The 22,115-nt window shown below is 54.3% G+C and carries 20 protein-coding genes; 7 read left to right on the top strand and 13 right to left on the bottom strand.

Annotated features, from left to right (window positions below; all coding sequences use genetic code 11):
• On the top strand, positions 1-2,070 hold the full coding sequence (locus tag ABIC79_RS03880) for a beta-galactosidase (RefSeq protein ID WP_015689636.1): 2,070 nt from the start codon (positions 1-3) through the stop codon (positions 2,068-2,070).
• An 80-nt stretch (positions 2,071-2,150) separates the two neighbouring features.
• Positions 2,151-2,468, top strand: a complete 318-nt coding sequence (locus tag ABIC79_RS03875) for a PTS sugar transporter subunit IIB (protein ID WP_013574915.1) — start codon at positions 2,151-2,153, stop codon at positions 2,466-2,468.
• Positions 2,469-2,787: 319 nt separating this feature from the next.
• Here ABIC79_RS03875 and ABIC79_RS03870 read toward each other — a convergent pair whose 3' ends face one another.
• Entirely contained in the window at positions 2,788-4,044 is a 1,257-nt protein-coding gene (locus ABIC79_RS03870; RefSeq protein ID WP_013574916.1) for a maltoporin, read from the bottom strand.
• A gap of 277 nt (positions 4,045-4,321) precedes the next feature.
• On the opposite strand from ABIC79_RS03870, the gene ABIC79_RS03865 reads away from it, so the two are divergent.
• Together ABIC79_RS03865 and ABIC79_RS03860 are read left to right on the top strand one after the other, a co-directional pair.
• Complete coding sequence (locus tag ABIC79_RS03865) at positions 4,322-5,392, top strand: LacI family DNA-binding transcriptional regulator (RefSeq protein ID WP_013574917.1); 1,071 nt, start codon at positions 4,322-4,324, stop codon at positions 5,390-5,392.
• Between the two features lie 86 nt (positions 5,393-5,478).
• On the top strand, positions 5,479-5,955 hold the full coding sequence (locus ABIC79_RS03860; protein WP_013574918.1) for a DUF805 domain-containing protein: 477 nt from the start codon (positions 5,479-5,481) through the stop codon (positions 5,953-5,955).
• Positions 5,956-5,982: 27 nt separating this feature from the next.
• On the opposite strand, the gene ABIC79_RS03855 is transcribed toward ABIC79_RS03860, so the two are convergent.
• The 9 genes from ABIC79_RS03855 to ABIC79_RS03815 all read right to left on the bottom strand — a co-directional run bounded on the left by ABIC79_RS03855 (position 5,983) and on the right by ABIC79_RS03815 (position 14,088).
• Positions 5,983-6,531 carry an RBBP9/YdeN family alpha/beta hydrolase gene (locus ABIC79_RS03855; RefSeq protein ID WP_013574919.1) on the bottom strand — a complete coding sequence of 183 codons (549 nt, stop codon included), beginning with the start codon at positions 6,529-6,531 and terminating at the stop codon, positions 5,983-5,985.
• Complete coding sequence (citG, locus tag ABIC79_RS03850) at positions 6,528-7,367, bottom strand: triphosphoribosyl-dephospho-CoA synthase CitG (RefSeq protein ID WP_013574920.1); 840 nt, start codon at positions 7,365-7,367, stop codon at positions 6,528-6,530. The genes ABIC79_RS03855 and citG overlap by 4 nt, the downstream gene beginning before the upstream one ends.
• On the bottom strand, positions 7,345-7,884 hold the full coding sequence (gene citX / locus ABIC79_RS03845) for a citrate lyase holo-[acyl-carrier protein] synthase (RefSeq protein ID WP_013574921.1): 540 nt from the start codon (positions 7,882-7,884) through the stop codon (positions 7,345-7,347). Before citX ends, citG begins: the two co-directional genes overlap by 23 nt.
• Entirely contained in the window at positions 7,884-9,410 is a 1,527-nt protein-coding gene (citF, locus tag ABIC79_RS03840; RefSeq protein WP_013574922.1) for a citrate lyase subunit alpha, read from the bottom strand. The genes citX and citF overlap by 1 nt, the downstream gene beginning before the upstream one ends.
• 30 nt (positions 9,411-9,440) lie before the next feature.
• Complete coding sequence (citE, locus tag ABIC79_RS03835; protein WP_013574923.1) at positions 9,441-10,316, bottom strand: citrate (pro-3S)-lyase subunit beta; 876 nt, start codon at positions 10,314-10,316, stop codon at positions 9,441-9,443.
• A complete protein-coding gene (gene citD / locus ABIC79_RS03830; RefSeq protein WP_013574924.1) occupies positions 10,313-10,603 on the bottom strand; it encodes a citrate lyase acyl carrier protein in 291 nt (96 codons plus the stop codon). The genes citE and citD overlap by 4 nt, the downstream gene beginning before the upstream one ends.
• Positions 10,604-10,618: 15 nt before the next feature.
• Complete coding sequence (gene citC / locus ABIC79_RS03825) at positions 10,619-11,713, bottom strand: [citrate (pro-3S)-lyase] ligase (protein WP_013574925.1); 1,095 nt, start codon at positions 11,711-11,713, stop codon at positions 10,619-10,621.
• 86 nt (positions 11,714-11,799) lie between these two features.
• On the bottom strand, positions 11,800-12,687 hold the full coding sequence (locus ABIC79_RS03820; protein ID WP_013574926.1) for a fumarylacetoacetate hydrolase family protein: 888 nt from the start codon (positions 12,685-12,687) through the stop codon (positions 11,800-11,802).
• Between the two features lie 36 nt (positions 12,688-12,723).
• Entirely contained in the window at positions 12,724-14,088 is a 1,365-nt protein-coding gene (locus tag ABIC79_RS03815) for a 2-hydroxycarboxylate transporter family protein (protein WP_013574927.1), read from the bottom strand.
• Positions 14,089-14,459: 371 nt separating this feature from the next.
• Here ABIC79_RS03815 and ABIC79_RS03810 point away from each other — a divergent pair, with 371 nt between their 5' ends.
• A complete protein-coding gene (locus ABIC79_RS03810) occupies positions 14,460-16,127 on the top strand; it encodes an ATP-binding protein (protein WP_354566581.1) in 1,668 nt (555 codons plus the stop codon).
• Positions 16,117-16,803, top strand: a complete 687-nt coding sequence (locus tag ABIC79_RS03805) for a response regulator (RefSeq protein WP_015689638.1) — start codon at positions 16,117-16,119, stop codon at positions 16,801-16,803. Before ABIC79_RS03810 ends, ABIC79_RS03805 begins: the two co-directional genes overlap by 11 nt.
• A gap of 10 nt (positions 16,804-16,813) precedes the next feature.
• On the opposite strand, the gene ABIC79_RS03800 is transcribed toward ABIC79_RS03805, so the two are convergent.
• Positions 16,814-18,244, bottom strand: coding sequence for an EmmdR/YeeO family multidrug/toxin efflux MATE transporter (locus ABIC79_RS03800; RefSeq protein ID WP_013574930.1), 1,431 nt, complete (start codon positions 18,242-18,244; stop codon positions 16,814-16,816).
• A gap of 233 nt (positions 18,245-18,477) precedes the next feature.
• The gene (locus ABIC79_RS03795; protein WP_037035937.1) at positions 18,478-19,926 is read right to left on the bottom strand and encodes an AMP nucleosidase; all 1,449 of its coding nucleotides are present in this window, start codon (positions 19,924-19,926) and stop codon (positions 18,478-18,480) included.
• Positions 19,927-20,053: 127 nt separating this feature from the next.
• Here ABIC79_RS03795 and ABIC79_RS03790 point away from each other — a divergent pair, with 127 nt between their 5' ends.
• Complete coding sequence (locus ABIC79_RS03790; protein ID WP_037035935.1) at positions 20,054-20,695, top strand: glutathione S-transferase family protein; 642 nt, start codon at positions 20,054-20,056, stop codon at positions 20,693-20,695.
• Positions 20,696-20,761: 66 nt separating this feature from the next.
• On the opposite strand, the gene shiA is transcribed toward ABIC79_RS03790, so the two are convergent.
• Entirely contained in the window at positions 20,762-22,081 is a 1,320-nt protein-coding gene (gene shiA / locus ABIC79_RS03785; protein WP_013574933.1) for a shikimate transporter, read from the bottom strand.
• Positions 22,082-22,115 lie beyond the last annotated feature (34 nt).

Genomic DNA, 22,115 nt, shown 5'->3' with positions numbered 1-22,115 from the left:
ATGACGAAATTTCCTCTTCTGAGCAGTAAGATTTCCGGGCTATTACATGGTGCGGATTACAACCCGGAACAGTGGCTGGAAAGCCCCGATGTGCTGATTCGCGATGTCGAAATGATGAAAGAGGCGCGCTGTAATGTCATGTCAGTCGGGATTTTTAGCTGGTCAGCGCTGGAGCCTGAAGAAGGTCATTTTACCTTTGGCTGGCTGGATCAGGTGCTGGACAAGTTGCATGAAAATGGCATCTCGGTATTTCTCGCCACACCAAGCGGCGCACGTCCGGCGTGGATGTCGCAAAAGTATCCTGAAGTTCTGCGTGTCGGGCGTGACCGCGTAAAAGCACTGCACGGCGGGCGTCACAATCACTGTATGAGTTCGCCGGTGTATGCCGAAAAAGTGCAACTGATGAACAGTGCGCTGGCGAAGCGTTACGCGCATCATCCGGCGGTGATTGGCTGGCATATTTCCAACGAATACGGCGGCGAGTGCCATTGCCATTACTGCCAGACCCGTTTCCGCGACTGGCTGAAAGCCCGTTACGTCACGCTCGATGCGCTGAATCAAGCCTGGTGGAGCACTTTCTGGAGCCACACCTATACCGACTGGGCGCAGATCGAATCGCCGTCGCCGCAGGGCGAAAGCGGTATTCACGGCCTGAATCTCGACTGGCGTCGTTTTAACACCGATCAGGTCACCCGTTTTTGCAGCGAGGAAATCCGCCCGCTCAAAGCGGAGAATCCGGCGTTACCGGCGACCACCAATTTCATGGAATATTTCTACGATTACGATTACTGGAAACTCGCCAGCGTGCTGGATTTCATCTCGTGGGACAGCTATCCGATGTGGCATACCCGCAAAGATGATATCGGTCTGGCGGCGTACACTGCGATGTATCACGATTTAATGCGGACGCTGAAACAGGGACAGCCGTTTGTGCTGATGGAATCGACGCCGAGTTTCACCAACTGGCAGCCGGTCAGCAAACTGAAAAAGCCGGGCATGCATATTCTGTCTTCTTTGCAGGCGGTCGCTCATGGTTCGGATTCTGTGCAGTATTTCCAGTGGCGTAAAAGCCGCGGTTCTTCAGAAAAATTCCACGGCGCGGTCGTCGATCACGTCGGGCATATCGATACCCGTGTCGGCCGCGAAGTGGCCGAACTGGGCGGGATTCTCTCGGCGCTGGCTCCGGTGGCGGGCAGCCGCGTAGAAGCCAGAGTGGCAATTATCTTCGACTGGGAAAGCCGCTGGGCGATGGACGATTCCCTCGGGCCGCGCAATCAGGGACTGGAATATGAAAACACGGTTGCCGGACATTACCGTGCGCTGTGGTCGCAGGGCATTGCGGTCGATGTGATCAATGCCGATTGTGATTTAACCGGTTACGACCTGGTGATTGCGCCGATGCTGTATATGGTGAGGGCAGGCGTCGGCGAGCGGATCACCGCGTTCGTGCAGGCCGGCGGGCGGTTCGTCGCGACTTACTGGAGCGGTATCGTTAACGAAAGCGATTTGTGTTTCCTCAACGGATTCCCGGGACCGTTGCGTCCGGTACTGGGTATCTGGGCGGAAGAAATCGACAGCCTGACCGACGATCAGCACAACAGTGTCAGCGGCACTGAAGGCAATGCGCTGGGGTTAAACGGCCCGTATCGCGCCAGCGAATTGTGTGAAGTGATCCACCTGGAAGGTGCGGCCGCACTGGCGACGTACGGTGACGATTTCTACGCCGGCACGCCAGCCGTGACCGTGAATCTGTTTGGCAAAGGGCAGGCGTATTATCTGGCTTCCCGAAACGATCAGCAATTCCACGCCGATTTTTATACCGCGCTGGCGAAAGAAATGAAGCTGCCACGGGCGATAGCCACCGATCTGCCTGAAGGTGTCACTGCCGCACGACGCACCGACGGTGAAAGTGAATTTATCTTCCTGCAAAACTATGCCGCCGACAGCCAGACGGTGACATTGCCGGATGATTACCGCGACATGGTTCACGGCGGTATATTACCGCGCACACTGACGCTTCCGGCATTCGGTTGTCAGATCCTGTCGCGGCGTTTATCTGTTATTTCTTAACCCATTATTTTTAACAGCGACGTGCAATCAGGATTTCCCGGTTGCACGTTTTTTTTCATTCCTGAAAGAGAGTGTTCATCATGGTAAATATTAAAGACTTTATGCATGTATTCTCTGCGAAGAATAAAACGCCTGACAATGAAGTTCCGCCATCGACTGACGTGGCGTTATTAATTGATGCACTCGGCGGGCGCGATAATATTGTGAATGTCGATGCCTGTATTACCCGCCTGCGCGTGACGGTAAAAGAACTTAAGCGCGTGAACTCCGGTGCTATCCAGCAGACCGGTGCGATTGGCGTGGTGATCATCGGTCAGGAAGTACATGCGATATTCGGTAAGCAATCCGACAGCCTGAAGAAATTAATGACTGAGAAGTTTGGACTGAAAAGTAATTAAACGCTGTTGCTGAAATAATCCCAAAAATAAAGGCAGCCCGACACAAGGCTGCCTTTATTGTTTCTGCTTTTTATAAATAATAATGATGCTGCTGTGCGGAGAAAAAACGTAACGATCCCCTACAAGAGAAATTAAGTTTTTATCTGTCGCTGTATAACAATGAGGATATTTCTTTTTGTACAATATGACTTCACATTTCCAAAATTATTGGAGTTGTAGCCAGGCGGCAAGTGAACGAATCCCGATGAGCTGACTGAAGTCAGTGATTCGGGTGAGTAAACGTAGCCAACGCAGCAACAGCTTCAAGAATGAAGGAAATTTACCACCAGGCTTCCACCTGAACCCCAAAGTTCCACGTATCCGCTTTGGTATGGTCGTCAAACGTATCGCCATGCTCAGAATCATTCAGATAAGACGCGAACACACGCAATTCAGGGCGTGACATAAACTCCGGACCGGCTGCCAGACCCATCGCCAGCGTATATTTCTGACCGCCTTGCTTGTAGTTCGAGCCGTTCTTGTAATCATCTTTCTGATAGAAGGTACCGACTTCACCGATGGTACGCACGTATTCTGTCCACTGGTATTGCGCGCGGCCTACCAGAGAAACCAGCTCAGTCGTGTCGGTGTAATCCGTAATGTTTTCTGCATGGCCGTAGGTCAGCACATGGTTGAGGCTGAACTTACTGGTGATCGGAATCAGACCGGTGATGATGCCACGATAGCCGGTGGCGTCATTGGTGTAGTTCCACATATCGTACCAGCCACCGCCCTGCGAAATCATGTTCTGCGCCAGGCCCTTATCCGCGTACTGCAACACCAGTTTGTTATAGCCGCCCCACATATCCTGACTGATTTCACCGGTCAGCATCACGCCGTTATCCGCATCGTACAGGCCGCCGTACTCTTTCTGGTCATGCGACAGGTTTGGCATGGCGTAGTCGGCACCGATTTCCATCCAGGCACCGCTCCACGGTTTGATCCCGGCATAACGCACGTCGATGTAGTTAATGTTCACATCGTTATTGCCATCCACGCGGTAATCCACATCATTGGCATCGCCACGGATCCACGCCAGAGAAAGCGCACCTTCACCCATTTTCAGGTTCTCAATACCGGCACCGGCACCGGAAATGTTCCAGTATTTGGTATCGATGATGTGTAAGTCGTGGCGCTGGTAATAACGTTTACCGCCCCAGATCACTGCATCTTTATCCCACGGCACCAGTCCTTTGATTTGCAGATTCAGCTGACGCAGGCCGAACTGTGCATCATCATTCAGGGTGTTTTCATCATCATTGGAGCCGTCAGACACCATACTGACCATCGAGTCGACGTAAAAACTCACGTCGTCTTTCTTGTAAACTTCGCTGCCCAGTTCGACTTCGCCGTAGGTGTCATCTTCGTTACCCAGACGCCCGACTTTGTTTTTCTGGAACTGTTCCAGACCGCCACCGCCAGAAACCCCCAGCCCCGAACGCAGATATCCATGGAAATCAATATCATTTGCCACAGCAGGGCCCGCTGTGATGGCGAGGGAAACCGCCACAGCCAGAGTGCGTAAGTTGTGTTTCATTTTTTTTCCTTATGATTGTATGACGTTCACATTTACGAAATCTATAAGATACCCAGAAACAATAATGATCAATTTTACATATTGTGAAATGTGAGATATGTCTACAACTTATGAATTAATGATAAATCAGGAGTGATGTAAATCACGATTATATGCAATGTTAACGTATAACTTATGCAGCAACGAACGCCCGGATTGAACTTTTAAATGAGATCCCGTACGTTGGCTCGATTATCATAAGATTGAGCAAAATCACGGGCTGCTGTGTGGGGAAAGAATGAAATCAAAAAGTTCGACATTAGAAGATGTTGCCCGCTATGCCGGTGTTTCGTACCAGACGGTTTCGCGGGTGTTAAACAAATCGGCCAATGTTTCAGATGCCACGCGTCTGAAGGTCGAACAGGCCATTGAAGTTCTGCGCTATGTGCCGAACCGGCTGGCGCAGCAACTGGTTGGAAAGCAGAGTTTTACCATCGGACTGGTCACCACATCACTGGCCTTACACGCGCCGTCGCAAATTGCGGCGTCAGTGAAAAAATATGCCCATCAGGCCGGGTATCAGGTGTTGATTTCAATGATTGATGAGGACGTCAATCAGAGCATTCAGGACTCCATTAACGAGCTGAAATCACAACGCGTTGACCGCATGATCATTAACATCCCGCTGGAAAGTGCCGAGGCTGAGCGGATTTATGAAAACAACCGCGACATTCTGTGTCTGTTTCTCGATGTCGACCCGACCAGTCCGGTGTTTAACGTCTGCTTTAATCCGGCTGACGGGTCGCGTGCCAGCGTGGAATATCTGCATGATTTAGGGCATCGGGAATTTGCCTTGCTGGCGGGGCCGGAAGATTCTGTGTCTTCCCGTTTGCGTCTGAAAAGCTGGCAGGAAACGCTGGCAGAGAAGGGCATTCAGCCGGTGACCGTCATCCACGGCGACTGGAGTGCGAAAAGCGGTTATTACTGCGCGTTGCAGATTTTGCGTGAAACTCCGCAATTCACCGCCATGCTGGTGGGCAATGACCAGATGGCGCTGGGCGTCATCAGTGCGCTGCATCAGCACAATGTGGCCATTCCGCAGCAGGCGTCGATCATTGGCTACGATGACACGTACGACAGCGCATTCTTCCATCCGTCACTGACCACCGTGTCACTGGATCTCGATTTGCAGAGCAAAGAGGCGGTTGAACATTTACTGGCCGAAAGTGCGGAGGTGATGTCATCCAAAATTCTGCCTGCGAAACTGGTGGTGCGTAATTCGACCCGTGCGCCCGGGCAGCAGGATAAAGATCTCAATCAGATAGCCGATCAGCTCGATCTTCTGGCGCGGCAGTTGCGGGGCCAGTAAGAAAACGCTTTAATTCCCGGCTTATTGAAAAGCAGAATGAAATTTCCATTGAAACATCAGATGAACAGGCAAAAGGACGTGATGAAATGACGCTATGGCAGTGTTATGTGCAGGGCTGGAAAAAGTATGTGGATTTCCGTGGTCGGGCGAGCCGCAAGGCGTTCTGGACCTTTGCGCTGGGTAATTTGCTGATTATTATTTTGCTGACGATGGGCGTGTCATTCCTGTTCGCGCTGGCGGGTAATCCTTACAGCATTTTCTACGCGGGTGTCGCTTACACCCTGTTTGCGCTGGCGACGGCATTACCGTTGCTGGCGGTCGGTGTCCGGCGTATGCACGACATCAACCGTTCCGGCTGGTGGTTTGGTGGCGTTTATCTGGCTGGTATTGTCTCGCGCCTGCTGAATACGATCCTGATGCAATACGCTTCACCGGAAACCTATGTCTGGATGAAAATCACGCTGGGCATCGTGCTGGGCTGGATCCCGCTGCTGGTGATGGTTTTCCTGTGCTGCCAGAAATCACAGCCTGCGCCGACCACACAAACCCGCATTGTTGAGTAACGTCACGCTGAAAGCATTATTGCGCATTTAATCCGACAAGTTTGCCGCCAGTTGCGCGGCAAACACCTCCAGTTTTGCCAGCCCCCACGACCAGTCGCCGAATCCTGATTCCACATTGATATGTCCGGCTTCGCCGATATCTGCCAGCTCGCAGCGCCACGCCTGTGCCCAAAATTCCGCGCGGGTAAAGGTCAGCAGCGGATCGGTATGGCTGGCGACCAGCAGCCCCGGCACGGCCAGCGGTGCAGGGAGAATGTCATCACCCAGTCCGAACCGCACAGGCTCGGCGGGGGCGACCAGCATGACACCCGCCACGCGTTGCGGATGACGGTTCGCCCACACCAGACTGGCAAGCGCGCCAAAACTGTGGCCGATCAGCAGCAGCGGGGATGTCGCCTGTTTTTGCTCGCGATCGATGGCGGTGATCCAGCCCTCGAGATCAACCTGCGCCCAGTTGCGCTGTTTTATACGCAGCCAGTGCGGATGCTGCTCATGCCAGCGGCTTTGCCAGTGTCCGGCCTCGCTGTCACGTAATCCGGGCACCAGCATGCGGGTGAATTCAGGGGACGAATTCATTGCGGGAAAGCCATCAGCACGGTGGCAATCGCCAGCAAATCAGCACTGCCGCCGGGGCTGAGATTGCGGGCGATCAGGGCGCGGTCCATCTGCTGCAAATCCTCTGTCTTCCAGCCCGTTATCAGCAACCGGCGGGCGTAGTCCTGCACGAAATGTAATCCGTCCAGCCCGCCGCGTGCTACCAGATTGGTATCGGGGTTATAGGCCATCAGGCGCAGCAAAGCATTAAGACTGCGGCGCCCGGAATGGCTTTCCTGATACCAGTACGGAAAAACGTGACGGCGTAAAGTGAGGAACCCGCTCTGCACTTCGCCACGGGCACCGGTCATGCCGTGCGCCATAAACAGCCGTTCACCGGCAGTCACCGGCTGGCGGCAGCTTTGCAATTCACGTTCAACCAGCCCTTGCGTCATGGCGGCCACTTCAGCGCATAAGCGGTGGCGGGTCAGTGGCTGGCTTTGGCCGGTCAGCCTGCCTGCGGCGGTGCACAATAATCCCAGTGAAAAGATGCCGCCTTTATGCGTATTAACGCCTTGTGTGGCACCGAACATCGCCTGTTCGCAGGCTATTCCGGTCGGGCGGATGCGCGTCAGCATCGCCTGCGCCGGTTGCAGGAAATCCTGCTGACCAAGGGCGAAAAACTGATGCAGCCAGGGCGTGATGGCGTCAATGCTGCGCAGAAACAGGGGTAAATCCATGTCGCGGTGCGAGCCGTTATTGGCGCTGTCGACCAGTCCCGGTTTGGGCGTCAGCCACACTTCACGGCGCAGCGCCTCTGCCGCCAGCGTGGCGATGTCCGTGCAGGCAGGGTGTTCAGCGCGTGCGGTGCCAGCCATCAATCAGTGCCTCCACTTTAGCGATAACGTCCACGAGCGGGTGCTGACGTGAACGGGCGCAGGCATGCGCAGGACCGTCGCAAATCAGGCAGCGGCGGCTGGCATTGTCCAGCGAACGGCGGCCAACAACACCCGCCTGCGGGCAGATCACATCGAAATCCCATAAACGCCCGAGGGCATGCGATTGTTCCAGTTCAACCGTGGCCGCTTTCACTTCCGGCGCAGGATGTGCCACGCACCAGAATGCTTCGGCGCCGGTCGGCAGCCAGAAAACCTGATGTTTCAGCACCGGCCAGCCGTGTTGCAGCAGCATAACTTCGGCACGTTGCAACGCCTCGCGCATCACCTGACGCCAGGCCACGGAGTCTTTCACCGGCCCCGGCGTCACCAGCGTGAGTGAAATCAGCGGTTGTGAGAATTGAGTCAGCCAGTCGGTTTGCCGTTTGGCACGCAGTTCCTTTGCTGCCAGCAAATCCTCCAGGCTGACGCCTGCATCCGCAGGCGTCATGATGGTCATTATGCGTCCTCTTTTACCTGATGAACCACGTCGATCACGCTGCCGTCGCGATAGCGGATAACGCCCACCACACGGTCAGTGAATTCAATCGGTTTCGGTTCGCCGGTCAGGGAAATCGCCCGCTGATACAACGCTTCGATGTCCATGATTTTCATGCCAGCCTCTTCCAGCCGCTGACGGATTTCAGGACGTGCCGGATTGACGGCGATGCCGTGGTCAGTCACCAGCACATCGATGCTTTCCCCCGGTGTGACGCGGGTGGTGACGCGACGTACGACTGTCGGAATTCGGCTGCGCAGTAAAGGCGCGACGACAATGGTCAGATTGGCCGCACTGGCGACATCGCAATGACCGCCGGACGCGCCACGCATAACGCCGTCGGAACCCGTGATCACGTTAACGTTAAAGCCGGTGTCAATTTCCAGCGCACTCAGAATGACAATATCCAGTTGATCGCAGCTCGCGGCTTTGGCTCCCGGATTGGCATAAACGTTGGTAGAAATCTCGATATGCTGCGGGTTACGGCTAAGTGACGCCGCAGCCTGACCGTCGAAACATTGCGTATCCAGCAACGTTTCAATCAGGCCTTTTTCATGTAAATCCACCAGACTGCCGGTGATGCCCCCGAGGGCAAAACGGGCGGTGATCTGGTTGCGTTCCATTTTCTCTTCCATGAAACGGGTGCAGGCCGTAGCCGCTGCGCCGGAACCGGTTTGCATTGAAAAGCCCGGCTTGAAATAGCCGGAGTATTCGATGACTTCAGCCGCCGTGCGGGCGATCATCAGTTCGCGCGGATTACTGGTCACCCGCGCTGCGCCGACGCTGATTTTTGCCGGATCGCCGACCTGATCGACTTTAACGATGTAATCCACCTGATCCTGCACCAGGCTGGCGGGCATATTAGGGAAGGGCACCAGTTCTTCGGTCAGCAGCACCACGGTTCTGGCGAACTGTGCATCCACCATCGCGTAGCCCAGCGAACCGCAGCAGGATTTACCGTGCGTGCCGTTGGCATTGCCGAATTCATCGCTGCATGGCACGCCGAGAAACGCGACATCAATCTTCAGCTCGCCGTCCTGCAATAATTTAACCCGCCCGCCGTGCGAATGGATTTGTACCGGTTCTTCCATCAGCCCGTGAGAAATGGCATCGGCCAGTTTGCCACGCATCCCGGAGGTATAAATACGGGTGATGACGCCGTTGCGGATAGGTTCGATCAGCGCATCGTTGCAGGTCATCAGCGAACTGGACGCCAGCGTGAGGTTTTTAAAACCGAGCTTCGCCAGTGTGGCGACGACGTTATTAATGACCTGATCACCTTCACGGAAAGCATGGTGGAAGGAAATGGTCATGCCGTCTTTCAGGCCGCTGCGGGCGATCGCCTGTTCCAGTGAATCACAAAGTTTACGGTGCAGGCGGGCATCGGGATCGGAAAGATACGGCGTATTGCGGTGCGCGCCGTCAAAGGCAGTCAGATGCCTGAGCTGCGGATAAAGGCTGTGCAAAGTTTCAGTTAAATGACTCATTATCTTGATATTCCTGTGCAAAATTGAGGGCTAGCGACGGATGCCGGATGCACTGGCGCGTTCCAGTACCACCTGCGCATGGTTAATGATCGGGCCATCGATCATCTTGCCGTTGAGCGAAATTACGCCCAGACCCTTGCGCTCGCCTTCCTCTGCGGCGGCAATCACGCGGTGCGCATAGTCGACATCTTCCTGCGTCGGTGCGTAAGCGTTATGCAGCAGCTCAATCTGTCGCGGGTTGATCAGGGATTTGCCGTTAAAGCCCATCTTGCGGATCAGTTCCACTTCACGCAGGAAACCGGCCTCATCGTTGATGTCGGAATACACCACATCGAAGGCGTCAATTCCGGCGGCGCGTGCCGCGTGCAGCACGGCGCAACGGGCATAAAACAGTTCGGTACCGTCGCCGCGCTCGGTTTGCATGTCCATCACATAATCGAAAGCCGCCAGCGCGATGCCGATAAGACGCGGCGAGCAGCGGGCGATCGCCACGGCGTTAATCACACCAATGGCCGATTCGATGGCCGCCATAATTTTGGTGGAGCCACCTTCGCGACCGCAGTCTTTCTCGATGCGTTCGATATGCGCTTCCAGCTCAAAAATATCTTCCGGCGTATCGGTTTTGGGTAAGCGCACCACATCCACGCCCGCCCGCACCACGGCCTCGAGATCTTTAAGGCCAAAGGGGGTGCTGAGCTGATTGATGCGCACCACGGTTTCAATATCGCGATACATCGGGTGTTGCAGGGCATGAAATACCAGAATGCGTGCGGTATCTTTTTCGCGCAGCGAAACGGCATCTTCCAGATCAAACATGATGGAGTCAGGGCGATAGATAAATGCCGTGGATAACATGGCGGCGCTGGACCCCGGCAGGAACAGCATACTGCGGCGGAGTTTTTTCATCGTAATGTCTCCCAGTTAATCTCTTCAGCCTGTGCCGCACGCAGTACTGCACTTTGTACCCGGGCGCGGATCACACAATCCAGCGCACCTTTATCTTCGATAATCACCAAACCCGCGATGACGCCGAGTGCACTCAGCGTGTCATTCACTACACTGCGGATCTGGTCGCCAAATTGTTTGGCGACCTCGCTGCTGATCACCACATTCAGCTCACTGGCCGGGGCGATTTTTACCAGTAAATCGCTGGATTCAACCGTGCCTGCCAGCGCCTCCTTCACAATTTTCATCAATATTTCCTGCTGTTAACAAAGTGAGGGTGAAATAATAAGGACATCGTCATGCGCCGGTTCTGCGGGCGCAGTGGCGGAATAGTGTTGTTCAAGGTGTACATAAGTGCTGAGCGGAACAATGTCCCGGATGCGCGGTAACTGATGCGCCCGGAGCAGCACACGCACTTCTGAGGCCGAAATGGCCCGGCCGCTGGCGTGACGTTTGCGCGGCAACTCAATCACCTTCAGCGGTGGCGACGCCAGGCGTGCGGGCGCTTCCAGCCAGTCATGCATGTCGCAGTTGTACTGATGGGTCACCGGACAGAAAGGCTCGCTGCCGACAAAACGGTGGGTAATGCCTAACGCCGGTGCGATGTACTGACGAAAAATCAGCAAATCCATCACGCTCCACGCCTGATTCACCAGCCCGGCGTCCTTGAGAAAATAGCCAGGAAAAGTTGCGCGGGAGATCAGGTATTCAGAACCGGCATGTACCGTCACGTTGGGCAGGTCCGCGACACCCAGACGGACCATTTCAAGACGTTCTTTAAACGGGAAATACGACACATCTTCGCTCACCACAAACACATGCAACCAGTCGCAGGTTGCCGCTGCCTGTTCTGCCAGAAAGCGATGCCCGAGGGTGAACGGGTTGGCATTCATTACCACGGCACCGATGCGCTGGCCGCTGTGATGATGGCGTTGCAACCCGCGGCAATAATGGCTGATGCCCACCGGCGTGTTTTCCATCAGCACGGCAACGTCATCCCATTGCACCAGCGGGTAAAATCCGCAGCCGCGAAAGCGCTGCAGATTCGATGGCCGCGTATAGAGAAATAAATGGAATTTGCCGCCGGACACCGCCAGATTTTCCACTTCACCCAGCAATCTGGCGCTGAGATTTTCCCCGCGCCAGTCGGCGGCCACGGCGACGCATTTGATAGTGTTGCTGACCAGACCGGCACAGCCGACCAGCCGGCGGCCGGAGCAGGCCACCACGAACTGCTCAATGTCGTCATCCATGCCTAACTGGCTTTGCTGCAACAGGGTGCGGATATCCTCCAGCATGCCTTCCGGCGGCTGGCTGACACTGATGACATGAAAGTCCGGTTGGTCACGGCTGAACATAATGCGTTCCTGATGTCGGCTGTAAGTCAAAGCGATGTTTAAAACGCCGGGCTGAATGCCCGGCCAGTTCGGTCAGTGTTAACCGGTTAGTGGGCTGCCTGGGCATGACTCACCTGACGGCTGGCGGCAACCTTCGTGTCTGCTGCGACAATCATATTGCTGAGATGACCAATCTTTTCGATTTCTACTTCGATACGGTCGCCGGGTTTCATAAACAGCGGCGGTACGCGCTTTTTACCCACGCCGCCCGGTGAGCCGGTAATGATCACGTCACCGGCACTCAGCGAGGTAAAGGTGCTGATGTACTCAATCAGTTCGGCGACTTTGTGGATCATGCTGCGGGTGTTGTCGTCCTGCACCATGTGGCCGTTCAGCCAGGTGCGGATCGCCAGGGTGTGCGGGTCGGGGATTTCATCGGCGGTGGTCATCCACGGTCCGAACGCACCGGTTTGCGGCCAGTTTTTACCGGCGGTAAACCAGGTGTGCTGCCAGTCACGGGCGGAGCCGTCCATATAACAGCTATATCCTGCGACATGAGTAAGTGCATCTTCGCGGGAGATATTTTCCCCCGCAGAACCGATAATCACCGCCAGTTCACCTTCGTAATCGAACTCGACAGAAAGGCTCGGTTTGATAACGGGAGAGGCATGGCCGGTTTGGGAATCGGCGAAGCGGACGAACAGCGTCGGGGCCGGATTATGCTGATCAAACTCTTTACGCTTTTCGGCGTAATTCATGCCGACACAGAGAATTTTTTCCGGATTCTGGATCACCGGCAGAAAAGTCAGGTCGTCGAAATCCACATCAGCGGGCAGGGCAGCCAGCGCCTGGGCCTGTGCCAGTGCATTGCCTGCCAGCAGGGCTTTGAGGTCGGGATAACGTTGCCCGAGATGACGGCCGAGGTCGATCATGCCGCGCTCTGTCGCGATGCCGTAGGACTTGCGTCCCTGATAGAGATAACTTGCCAGTTTCATAAAAATGTCCTGAATTAAAAAAGGGTTAGCCCGGCGTCAGACAAGGAAGTTGCCAAGCACCAGCAGGGAGACTGAAACATTGATGGCGCCGCCAATGCGCGTAGCAATTTGGGCAAATGGCATCAGTTGCATGCGGTTACCCGCTGTCAGAATGGCGACGTCACCGGTACCGCCCTGACCGCTCTGGCAGCACGAAACAATGGCCACATCAATCGGGTGCATGCCAATTTTCTTGCCGACGAAGAAGCCGGTGGCGACCAGCGCCGCAACGGTGCTGACAATGACCAGGAGATTAGAAATGGTGAATGCGGCGACCAGTTCCTTCCACGGTGTGATGGCCACGCCGACGGCGAACAAAATCGGGTAGGTGACGGAAGTCTGGAAGAATTTGTACACCACCTGAGAACCTTCGAGGAGGCGGGGTGAAACGCCGTGCGCCAGTTTCAGGCCAACGGCCGCAAACAGCATGCCGACCGGTGCAGGAAGACCAATCAGTTTGTGTAACAGCATGCCCACCATATACAGCAGAACGGCCAGCAGGGCGCCTGCCGCGATGGTGGTGACATCCGTTTTACCACCGGTGCCGCTCAGCTTGCTGCTGTCAGCGGTGGCATTTTTGGAAGACGGCATCAGCTGGCCTTCGCCGGTCAGATGCGGATAGCGTTTACCTAACTGATTGAGTGAGCCGGAAATGACGATAGCGGTCAGACCCCCCAGCATCACGATAGGCAGAATGCGACCCAGCGCTACGCCCTGATCCATATGCAGGATGGCTGCATAACCGATGGAAAGTGGAATCGCTCCTTCACCGACGCCACCGGCCATAATCGGCAGGATCAGGAAGAAGAAAATCTGGAAAGGTTCCATGCCCAGCGACAGACCAACGCCCATCCCGACCAGCATGCCGACCACTTCGCCACACAGCATCGGGAAGAAAATACGCATGAAACCCTGGATCAGCACTTTGCGATCCATGCTCATGATGCTGCCCACGATGATGCAACAAATGTAGAGATACAGAATGTTGGTGCTTTTATAGAACTTGGTGGTGGATTCCACCACGACATCCGGCAGCAGGCCGTAATAGACCAGTGCGGAAGGAATGAACGTGGCGCAAATCGCTGCCGCGCCCATCTTGCCGATGAAAGGAAGACGTTTGCCGAATTCGCCGCAGGCGAATCCAAAGAATGCCAGCGTGGCGACCATGACCACGATGTCGCTCGGCAGTTTGCCGTCGAGACAATCTATTGCGATAAGCAACCCCGCCATGGCAAACAGCGGCAACGGAATAATGCCGATTTTCCAGGTGTCGAGAATGTGCCACCATTTTTCTTTTAATGAGAGCTGTTTTGCGGAAGAAACTCCCGCGGGAACAGAATAAGTGTCGTCGGTTGTACTCATGATGAATCCCCTGTGTCAATTTGTGCAGGGAGTGTAAGAGGAATAATAACCGGTAATATGTGAAGTGCCGCAAATTAGACAGGGTGTTTTAAAGGAGCGAAAGGTTTTTATGGTTTTAATTAATTTAAAAATTCGTGATGCGTTTATTTTCTCGTGGTTTTTATGGTGTTATTTGTAATTATAATATTAATGTTAATTTATCGTGAAATAGCTGTTGTGAATTATGTGTTGTGCCGTCAGAGGCTTGCGGTGCCTGAAGGTGTTCTGCGGCATGCCTCGCAACTTTGATCCTTCATTCTGACGGAAATACCGGGAAATGATAATCTTCACATACTGTTTGTTAATATCACGGTCTGGCGATAGGTTCTCCGATGCGGTTCCGTCTTTCTTTTCAGATAAAGCTTTTTGTTTATCTTGTTCTGTTATTTATGGCGCTTTTTTCGCTGACAGGTGTTTATTACTATCACGATATAGAACGTCAGTTATATGAAGATATGGGTATTCGTGCAAAAGTTCAGGCAGAGGAAATTGCACTTATTCCCTCATTAATTACCGCAGTTGAAAATAAGGACATTTCAGCAATTAACAGTTTAATGAGGAATATTTCTGCTCACAGCGATGCCAGTTATATGGTGATCGGCGATGGTAAAGCGATACATCTGTTTCATTCGATTTATGCTGACCGCGTCGGAAAAACGCTGGTCGGAGGGGACAACGAAGAAGTGCTGGCGGGTAAAAGCACCACCACCGTCCGGCTGGGTGGGATCGGGCTGTCGCTGCGCAGTAAAGCACCGATCGTGAACGCGCAAGGCAAGGTGATGGGTATCGTTTCTGTCGGCTATCTCACCAGCCACATCAACAGTCTGACCGTTGAAAAAGCCATCCGCATTTTACTGGCGGCCGCTACCTTGCTGCTGGCGTTGTTTACCTTTTCATGGTTTTTTTCACGTTCGATTAAACGACAGATGTTTGCGCTGGAGCCCCGGGAAATCGGCCTGCTGGTGCGTCAGCAAAAGGCGCTGATGGAGTCGATTTACGAAGGGGTGATCGCCATTGATGCGCACTCCCGGGTGGCGGTCATCAACCAGGCGGCCAAAAAGCTGCTCAACCTTGATGTGCCGTCCCGTGAACTGCGTGGTCAGCCGCTCAGGCAGGTGATTGCGCCGGTCAGTTTCTTTGACCCGCAGGTCATGCTGAAAAAAGACATTCACGACGAAATCTGCCTGTTCAATAACCTGACCGTGATTGCCAGTCGGGTGCGGATCATGCTGGAAGACCAGCTTCAGGGCTGGGTGATCACTTTTCGGGATTGCAGCGATATCGACCGGCTCAGCATCCAGCTAAGTCAGGTGCAGCGTTATGCCGATAACCTGCGGGTGATGCGGCATGAACAGCTCAACTGGACGGCAACGCTCGCTGGCCTGCTGCATATGGGACGCTACGATGAGGCGATTCGTTATATCGAGGCCCAGTCTGAAAGTGCGCAGGAATTGCTGGATTTCGTTTCAGAGCGGTTCTGCTCGCCAAGGTTGTGCGGTTTATTACTCGGAAAATATGCCCGTGCCCGGGAAAAAGGTGTTGAGCTCACATTCGATCCTGCCTGTGAATTAACGTATCTGCCTGCTGCGCTCAGTGAAACTGAACTGATGTCGATCATCGGCAACCTGCTGGATAACGCCATCGAAGCCACGTTACTGCGCGGCAGTGATGCCGGGCCGGTTGAAGTGTATGTCGTTTCCGGCACGGATGAGCTGGTGATTGAAGTCGCTGACCACGGCATCGGGATTGCGCAGGAGCGGCGCGAACAGATTTTTGCGCTGGGGGTGACATCCAAAACGCAAGGCGATCACGGGCTGGGACTGCATCTGGTTGCCAGCTATGTCAGCCATGCGGGCGGAACCATTGAAGTGTCCGATAATCCGCCGAGCGGCGCTGTTTTCTCGGTCTTTATTCCGGTGTGCTGCCCTGAAGAAAAGGGTGGTTTTATGCCGGTAATCCCCGACCAGAAGAACTGGAAGAGAGCAAATGATGCAAGCTGAAATGATTGACGTAATGATTGTTGAAGATGAAAACCAGCTGGCACAACTGTATGCCGAACTGATTGATAATCACCGCTGGTTGCGACTGGTGGGTGTCGCATCCACGCTGCATGAAGCGAAAGTGCTTATCGAAGAAAAGCGGCCGCAACTGCTGTTGCTGGATAACTATTTGCCTGACGGTCAGGGGATTTCACTGATTGAGGATGACCTGCTGAAGAGAACACCCTGTTCGGTGATTTTTATCACCGCCGCCAGCGACATGAATACCTGCAGTCAGGCGATCCGCTGTGGTGCTTTTGATTACATCCTCAAGCCGGTGTCGTGGAACAGGCTGCAACAATCGCTGGATCGCTTTATCCAGTTCAGCCAGACACAGCGGACCTGGAAAGTGGTGGATCAGCAAAACGTAGACAGCCTTTATCAGCTCCAGGCGAAGGATTTCACGCCGAAAGCGGGTAATAAAGGCATCGAGGAAAACACGCTGAATCTGGTGGAAGGCATCTTTATGCAGGATGCCGGACGCTGCTATTCAGTGGATGAAGTCGTCAGCGAAACGGGGTTGAGTAAAACCACTGCCCGCCGCTATCTCGAACACTGTGTGCAGAAAGGCGATTTGAAAGTCGACATGCTCTACGGGAAAATCGGCCATCCCCGCCGGATGTACCGGCGGGCATAACCGCAGTAAGTCATGCTGTCCTTTTGGCCTTCGGGTATTTCCACAACCAGCGGCCGCTGGCCATACGCCAGTAGAAAAACAGGCCGCGCACGATCCAGTCGAGGAACATTCCCAGCCAGATGCCGACTACGCCGAAACCCAGGACGATCCCGAGGAAATAGCCCACCACAATACGGCAGCCCCACATCCCGAGCATAGAAACGTACATGGTAAAGCGGGCATCACGCGCGCCTTTCAGGCCCGCAGGCAATACCCACGAGGCAGCCCAGAAAGGCATAAAGGCGGCGTTCAGCCAGATAAGGATTTTGACGACGTCGATAACATCCTGTTCGTTGGTGTAAAACCGTGCCAGCAAACCGGCAAATGGCATTGAAAGGAAGGCCAGAACACACAGTCCGAAGGTGGAAAGCCAGAAAATATGGCGCAACTGGCGCTCAGATTGGGCAATTTGCCCTTTGCCCAGACGTGTTCCCACGATAATGGTCGAGGCAGAACCCAGCGCGTTGCCCGGCAGGTTGATCAGCGCCGCAATCGAGAAGGCGATAAAGTTACCGGCAATCACATTGGTGCCCATGCCTGCGACAAAAACCTGCGTCAGTAATTTACCGCCGTTAAACAATACCGATTCGATACTGGCCGGAATACCAATGCCTAAGACTTCGCGCAGAATGTTGGTATTGAGCGGCAGAAAATAGCTTTTCAGCGAGATTTTCAGGGACGGATTGAAACCAATCATCAGCACGAAAATGACGGCCACCGCGCCGATATAACGTGAAATGGTCAGCCCCAGTCCGGCACCGATAAAGCCCAGACCGTGCCAGCCGAAACAACCATAGATCAGCACACTGCTGATCACCAGATTGAGGATGTTCATCCCGCCGTTAAGTAACATCGGTATTTTGGTGTTACCCGCACCACGCAAAGCACCGGAACCGATCAGGGCAATGGCTGCCGCCGGATAGCTCCAGCTGCTCATTTGCAGGTAAGACAGCGCCAGTTCTTTTACCTCCGGCTCGGCATTGCCGGCGATCATGTCGACAATTACATGTCCGGAAAATTGCAGAAGTATCGCCAGCAGTACGGCAAAAACGGTCATGATCGCTAGTGACTGACGTGCTGCCGCACGGGCGCGCTCGTGGTCGAGTTTACCGAGGCTGAACGCCACGACGACGGTGGTACCAAGATCGACAGCGGCGAAGAATGAAATCACCACCATATTGAAACTGTCGGCCAGACCCACGCCTGCCATTGCTTCCTTGCCCAGCCAGCTGACCAGAAAAGTACTCAGTACGCCCATCAGCAGTACGCAGGCATTTTCGAAGAAAATAGGGACAGCGAGGGGCGTTATTTCGCGCCAGAACAACGTACGGTAAGAACGCCGTTTCGGATACCAGGGCGTGCGCTCGATGGCTTTGCGCAAAGAGACGATGACGTTTTGCAAGAGAATTCCAGTGTGGAAGAAAGTAGAACAGCGTTTTAATTTATGATGGTAAAAGACTCTGCATTATGCAAAGTCTTTTTTAGGAAATCCTTAATTCCCCGCCATATTTCGTGCCGCAGATGGGGGGGCTGCGGTTAATAACCCGAATCACTGACTTAATGTCAGCTCACCGGGATTATCAAACTTGCCGCCTGCCTGCAACACGAACTCTTTTAGGGGAATCAGAGTGGTTATCAGCGGAAAGGGGGTTCGTTAAAGGTACGCAATTTGCGTGAATGCAGATGATCGCCCTCAGCGCGCAACAGGTCGATGGCACAGATACCAATTTGCAGATGTTCTGAGATGGCGCCTTCGTAGAATTTGTTTGCCTGACCCGGCAGTTTGATTTCACCGTGCAACGGCTTATCCGATACGCACAGCAGCGTGCCGTAAGGCACCCGGAAGCGGTATCCCTGCGCGGCGATGGTTGCACTTTCCATATCGACGGCGACGGCGCGGCTGAGATTAAAACGCAATGCCGAGGCGGAATAACGCAATTCCCAGTTACGGTCATCGGTAGTCACCACCGTGCCGGTACGCAGGCGTTGCTTGACCAGCTCACCCGGCATGCCGCTCATCATTTTGGTCGCGTCATACAAGGCACGTTGCACTTCAGCAATGCTTGGGATCGGGATATCCGGCGGCAGTACGGCATCCAGTACATGGTCGTCACGTAAATAAGCGTGCGCCAGAACGTAATCACCGATCGACTGTGTTTCACGTAATCCGCCGCAGTGACCAATCATCAGCCAGACATGGGGACGCAGCACCGCCAGATGGTCACAAATGGTTTTGGCGTTGGCAGGGCCGACGCCGATGTTCACCAGTGTAATCCCCGCACCGTCGCGGGCAATCAGATGATAGGCGGGCATCTGGTGTTTTTTCCAGGCCAGATCAGACACTGCCTGCTCAGGGTTTTGCGTTTCTGCCGTGATAAATACACTGCCCGCGCAGGCCAGTGCTTCATACGGGCTTTCCGGATCGGCAATTTGCGCACACGCCCAGCTGACAAACTCATCGACGTATCGGGTGTAGTTGGTGAATAGCACATATGGCTGAAAATGTTCGGTGAGCGTGCCGGTGTAATGGCGCAGGCGTGCCAGTGAGAAATCAGCGCGCAGCGCATTGAAATGCGACAGCGGGAAAGTGTCACCGGGATAATGCAGGCCGTCTGCGGTTTCATCGCCTATCTGCGACAGTTCTGTGGTCGGGAAATGCTTCGCCAGCCCGGCGCTCATCGACCGGTCAAGCGTCAGATCCGAGCCGTCAATCACATACGAATAAGGGATTTCCTGCTGTGACGGCACCACTTCAATCACCGCATCATATTCCTCTTCCAGCAGGGAAAGCTGTTCCAGCAGATAATCACGGAACAGCTCAGGATGCGTGATGGTGTTGGCATAACGGCCCGGATGCGAAAAACGGCCATAAGCGCGGGTCGGGTTTTTGGCTGGCGTCACGCCATCCCAGCTGACCCGCAGTTCCGGATAAACAAACAGCCCGGCAGCACGCGCTGTGATATCAGGCAACGTACCCTGAACGATGAAATCTTTAATCGCATCCCGCAGGGCGGCTACAGAGTCGTTATACATCTTTTCGAGCTTCTCAATCGCCTGTGAGGGGGTGAGGGACTTGTTATCCATACGCTTTTCCTTTGGGCTTCGTTTATCATCATTCATTCTAAATATGGCTTGTCTGCACGGTGTCGCCAATGTTTTATTAGGGTACAAGAGCCGGATGGTGCTTTTATGAACGAACAGGGGGAAGTGAATGATTCGGGTATGGGGCAGAAAAACGTCGTCAAATGTGCAGGCGCTGATGTGGTGTATCGGGGAATTAGGGCTGGAGTATGAGCGGTTTGACATCGGCCATAAATACGGGGGGAATGACACCCCGGAATTTCTGGCGATGAACCCCAATGGCACGGTTCCTGTGATCCGCGATGGTGAAGGCCAGCCGCTGTGGGAAACCGGCGCCATCCTGCGTTATCTGGCAGGAAAATACGGTGCTGATGAATTCTGGCCGCAGGATCCTGAACGGCGAGCCGAAACCGATAAATGGACGGAATGGGCAAAAATCAGCGTAGCGATGAATTTCACTGCGCCGGTGTTCTGGATGGTGGTGAGAACGGCGGCTAAAGATCAGGATCATCAGGCATTAGAAAAATCATTGCAGAATCTGAACAAGAAGCTGGCGATTGCCGAAGCGCAGATTGCCCGGCATGGCTACCTTGCCGGAAGCGCATTCACACTGGCCGATATTCAGTTTGGACACAGTTTGTATCGCTATTTCGATATTGCCATTGAACGGCCGTCCTTCCCGGCTATTGAACACTATTATGAAAAACTCACACAGCGTCCGGCATTTGCGGAACATGTGATGATCTCTTACGAGGAGCTGCGGGTGGTCTAAATCTGTTTCAGGTGCAAAAAAGCCCGCTTAATATTTTTAAGCGGGCTTTTCTACATGGCCGGCGGTTCAGCGCGGCGCAGGTGTCTTCATAAACATCGCCGTCAGGGCAGAAAGCAAACAGCCAGCCATCAGATAAATGGCGACGGAATGCCATTCACCGCCGGAGAAATTCAGCAATGCGGCGGCAATAAACGGTGTAAATCCGCCGCCCACGACGCTGGCGACCTGATAACCGACACCCGCACCGCTGTAGCGGTAACCTGCACCAAACATTTCCGTGAACATCGGTTGCTGGACGCAGACCACCATATCGTGAGCGATATTTGCCAGCAGCAGCGAGAAGATCACCACCCCGGCAATGGAGCGGGCTTCCAGCGCCATAAAGAACGGGAAGGCGCTCATCGCGCCGACGAGTGCGCCGGTAATGTAAATGCGGCGACGGCCGAAACGGTCTGCCAGCCAGGCGAATAACGGGATCGTCAGGCAACTGATACCGCCGACCAGCAGCCCGATATTCAGAAACAGCTCACGCGACATCCCCAGATTATGCGTCGAGTAGTTAAGGGCGAACGCCGTGACAATGTACATCGTCAGCAGTTCGCACAGGCGCAGGAGGATGATTTTCAAAAATGCGCCGGGATGGCGCAACAGCGCTTCAAATACCGGTAGCCGCTTTTTTGCTGCTTTGGGGAGCTTTTCCTGAGCACGTTCGAACTCGACCGACTCTTCCATGCCATTGCGCACCCATAGCGCGCCCAGCACCAGCACCACACTGAACAAAAATGGCAAACGCCAGCCCCAGCTGAGGAACTGCGCATCAGTGGTCAGGCTGCTGATCAGTGACACCAGTCCGGTCGCCAGCAACAGGCCGACGCCGTATCCCATCTGTATCCCGCTGCTGTAGAACGCCTTTTTACCGGAAGGTGCACTTTCCACCGCCAGCAGTGCCGCGCCACCCCATTCGCCGCCCACGGCAAATCCCTGAATGGCGCGCAAGGTGACCAGCAGCGCCGGAGCCCACCAGCCAATCGTCGCGAAAGAGGGAAGAATACCGATGCACGCGGTGGCAATGCCCATGATCCAGACGGTCATCATCAGCATCCGCTTACGACCCAGGCGATCGCCGAAATGTCCGAAGACAATGCCGCCGAGCGGGCGGAAGAGAAAGCCGACGCCGAAAGTAGCAAATGCGGCGAGTGTGCCCATTGCCGGGTCGATTTGCGGAAAAAATTCGCTGTTAAACACTAATGCTGCGGTGATGCCGTAGAGCAAAAAATCAAACCAGTCTACGACTGCGCCGACGAAACTGCCCCAGGCAGCCCGGCGGGCACGGTGATATGAAGGTATCTCCTCATCGGGGTGGGGGGCGGTGAGCATGGAGTCCATAATTGTCCTGTCTGTTCGTCAGATTTCTAAAATT

The sequence above is a fragment of the Rahnella sp. 2050 genome (assembly GCF_040544515.1).
GTDB lineage: Bacteria > Pseudomonadota > Gammaproteobacteria > Enterobacterales > Enterobacteriaceae > Rahnella > Rahnella aceris.
Note: the sequence above shows the minus strand (reverse complement) of the source record. Positions and strands in the feature narration are given on the sequence as shown.

Bases quoted from the DNA above. Each gene is read 5' to 3' on its own strand.
- ABIC79_RS03880 (WP_015689636.1), top strand. From the start codon at position 1: ATGACGAAATTTCCTCTTCTGAGCAGTAAGATTTCCGGGCTATTACAT.
- ABIC79_RS03875 (WP_013574915.1), top strand. From the start codon at position 2,151: ATGGTAAATATTAAAGACTTTATGCATGTATTCTCTGCGAAGAATAAA.
- ABIC79_RS03870 (WP_013574916.1), bottom strand. From the start codon at position 4,044: ATGAAACACAACTTACGCACTCTGGCTGTGGCGGTTTCCCTCGCCATC.
- ABIC79_RS03865 (WP_013574917.1), top strand. From the start codon at position 4,322: ATGAAATCAAAAAGTTCGACATTAGAAGATGTTGCCCGCTATGCCGGT.
- ABIC79_RS03860 (WP_013574918.1), top strand. From the start codon at position 5,479: ATGACGCTATGGCAGTGTTATGTGCAGGGCTGGAAAAAGTATGTGGAT.
- ABIC79_RS03855 (WP_013574919.1), bottom strand. From the start codon at position 6,531: ATGAATTCGTCCCCTGAATTCACCCGCATGCTGGTGCCCGGATTACGT.
- citG (WP_013574920.1), bottom strand. From the start codon at position 7,367: ATGGCTGGCACCGCACGCGCTGAACACCCTGCCTGCACGGACATCGCC.
- citX (WP_013574921.1), bottom strand. From the start codon at position 7,884: ATGACCATCATGACGCCTGCGGATGCAGGCGTCAGCCTGGAGGATTTG.
- citF (WP_013574922.1), bottom strand. From the start codon at position 9,410: ATGAGTCATTTAACTGAAACTTTGCACAGCCTTTATCCGCAGCTCAGG.
- citE (WP_013574923.1), bottom strand. From the start codon at position 10,316: ATGAAAAAACTCCGCCGCAGTATGCTGTTCCTGCCGGGGTCCAGCGCC.
- citD (WP_013574924.1), bottom strand. From the start codon at position 10,603: ATGAAAATTGTGAAGGAGGCGCTGGCAGGCACGGTTGAATCCAGCGAT.
- citC (WP_013574925.1), bottom strand. From the start codon at position 11,713: ATGTTCAGCCGTGACCAACCGGACTTTCATGTCATCAGTGTCAGCCAG.
- ABIC79_RS03820 (WP_013574926.1), bottom strand. From the start codon at position 12,687: ATGAAACTGGCAAGTTATCTCTATCAGGGACGCAAGTCCTACGGCATC.
- ABIC79_RS03815 (WP_013574927.1), bottom strand. From the start codon at position 14,088: ATGAGTACAACCGACGACACTTATTCTGTTCCCGCGGGAGTTTCTTCC.
- ABIC79_RS03810 (WP_354566581.1), top strand. From the start codon at position 14,460: ATGCGGTTCCGTCTTTCTTTTCAGATAAAGCTTTTTGTTTATCTTGTT.
- ABIC79_RS03805 (WP_015689638.1), top strand. From the start codon at position 16,117: ATGCAAGCTGAAATGATTGACGTAATGATTGTTGAAGATGAAAACCAG.
- ABIC79_RS03795 (WP_037035937.1), bottom strand. From the start codon at position 19,926: ATGGATAACAAGTCCCTCACCCCCTCACAGGCGATTGAGAAGCTCGAA.
- ABIC79_RS03790 (WP_037035935.1), top strand. From the start codon at position 20,054: ATGATTCGGGTATGGGGCAGAAAAACGTCGTCAAATGTGCAGGCGCTG.
- shiA (WP_013574933.1), bottom strand. From the start codon at position 22,081: ATGGACTCCATGCTCACCGCCCCCCACCCCGATGAGGAGATACCTTCA.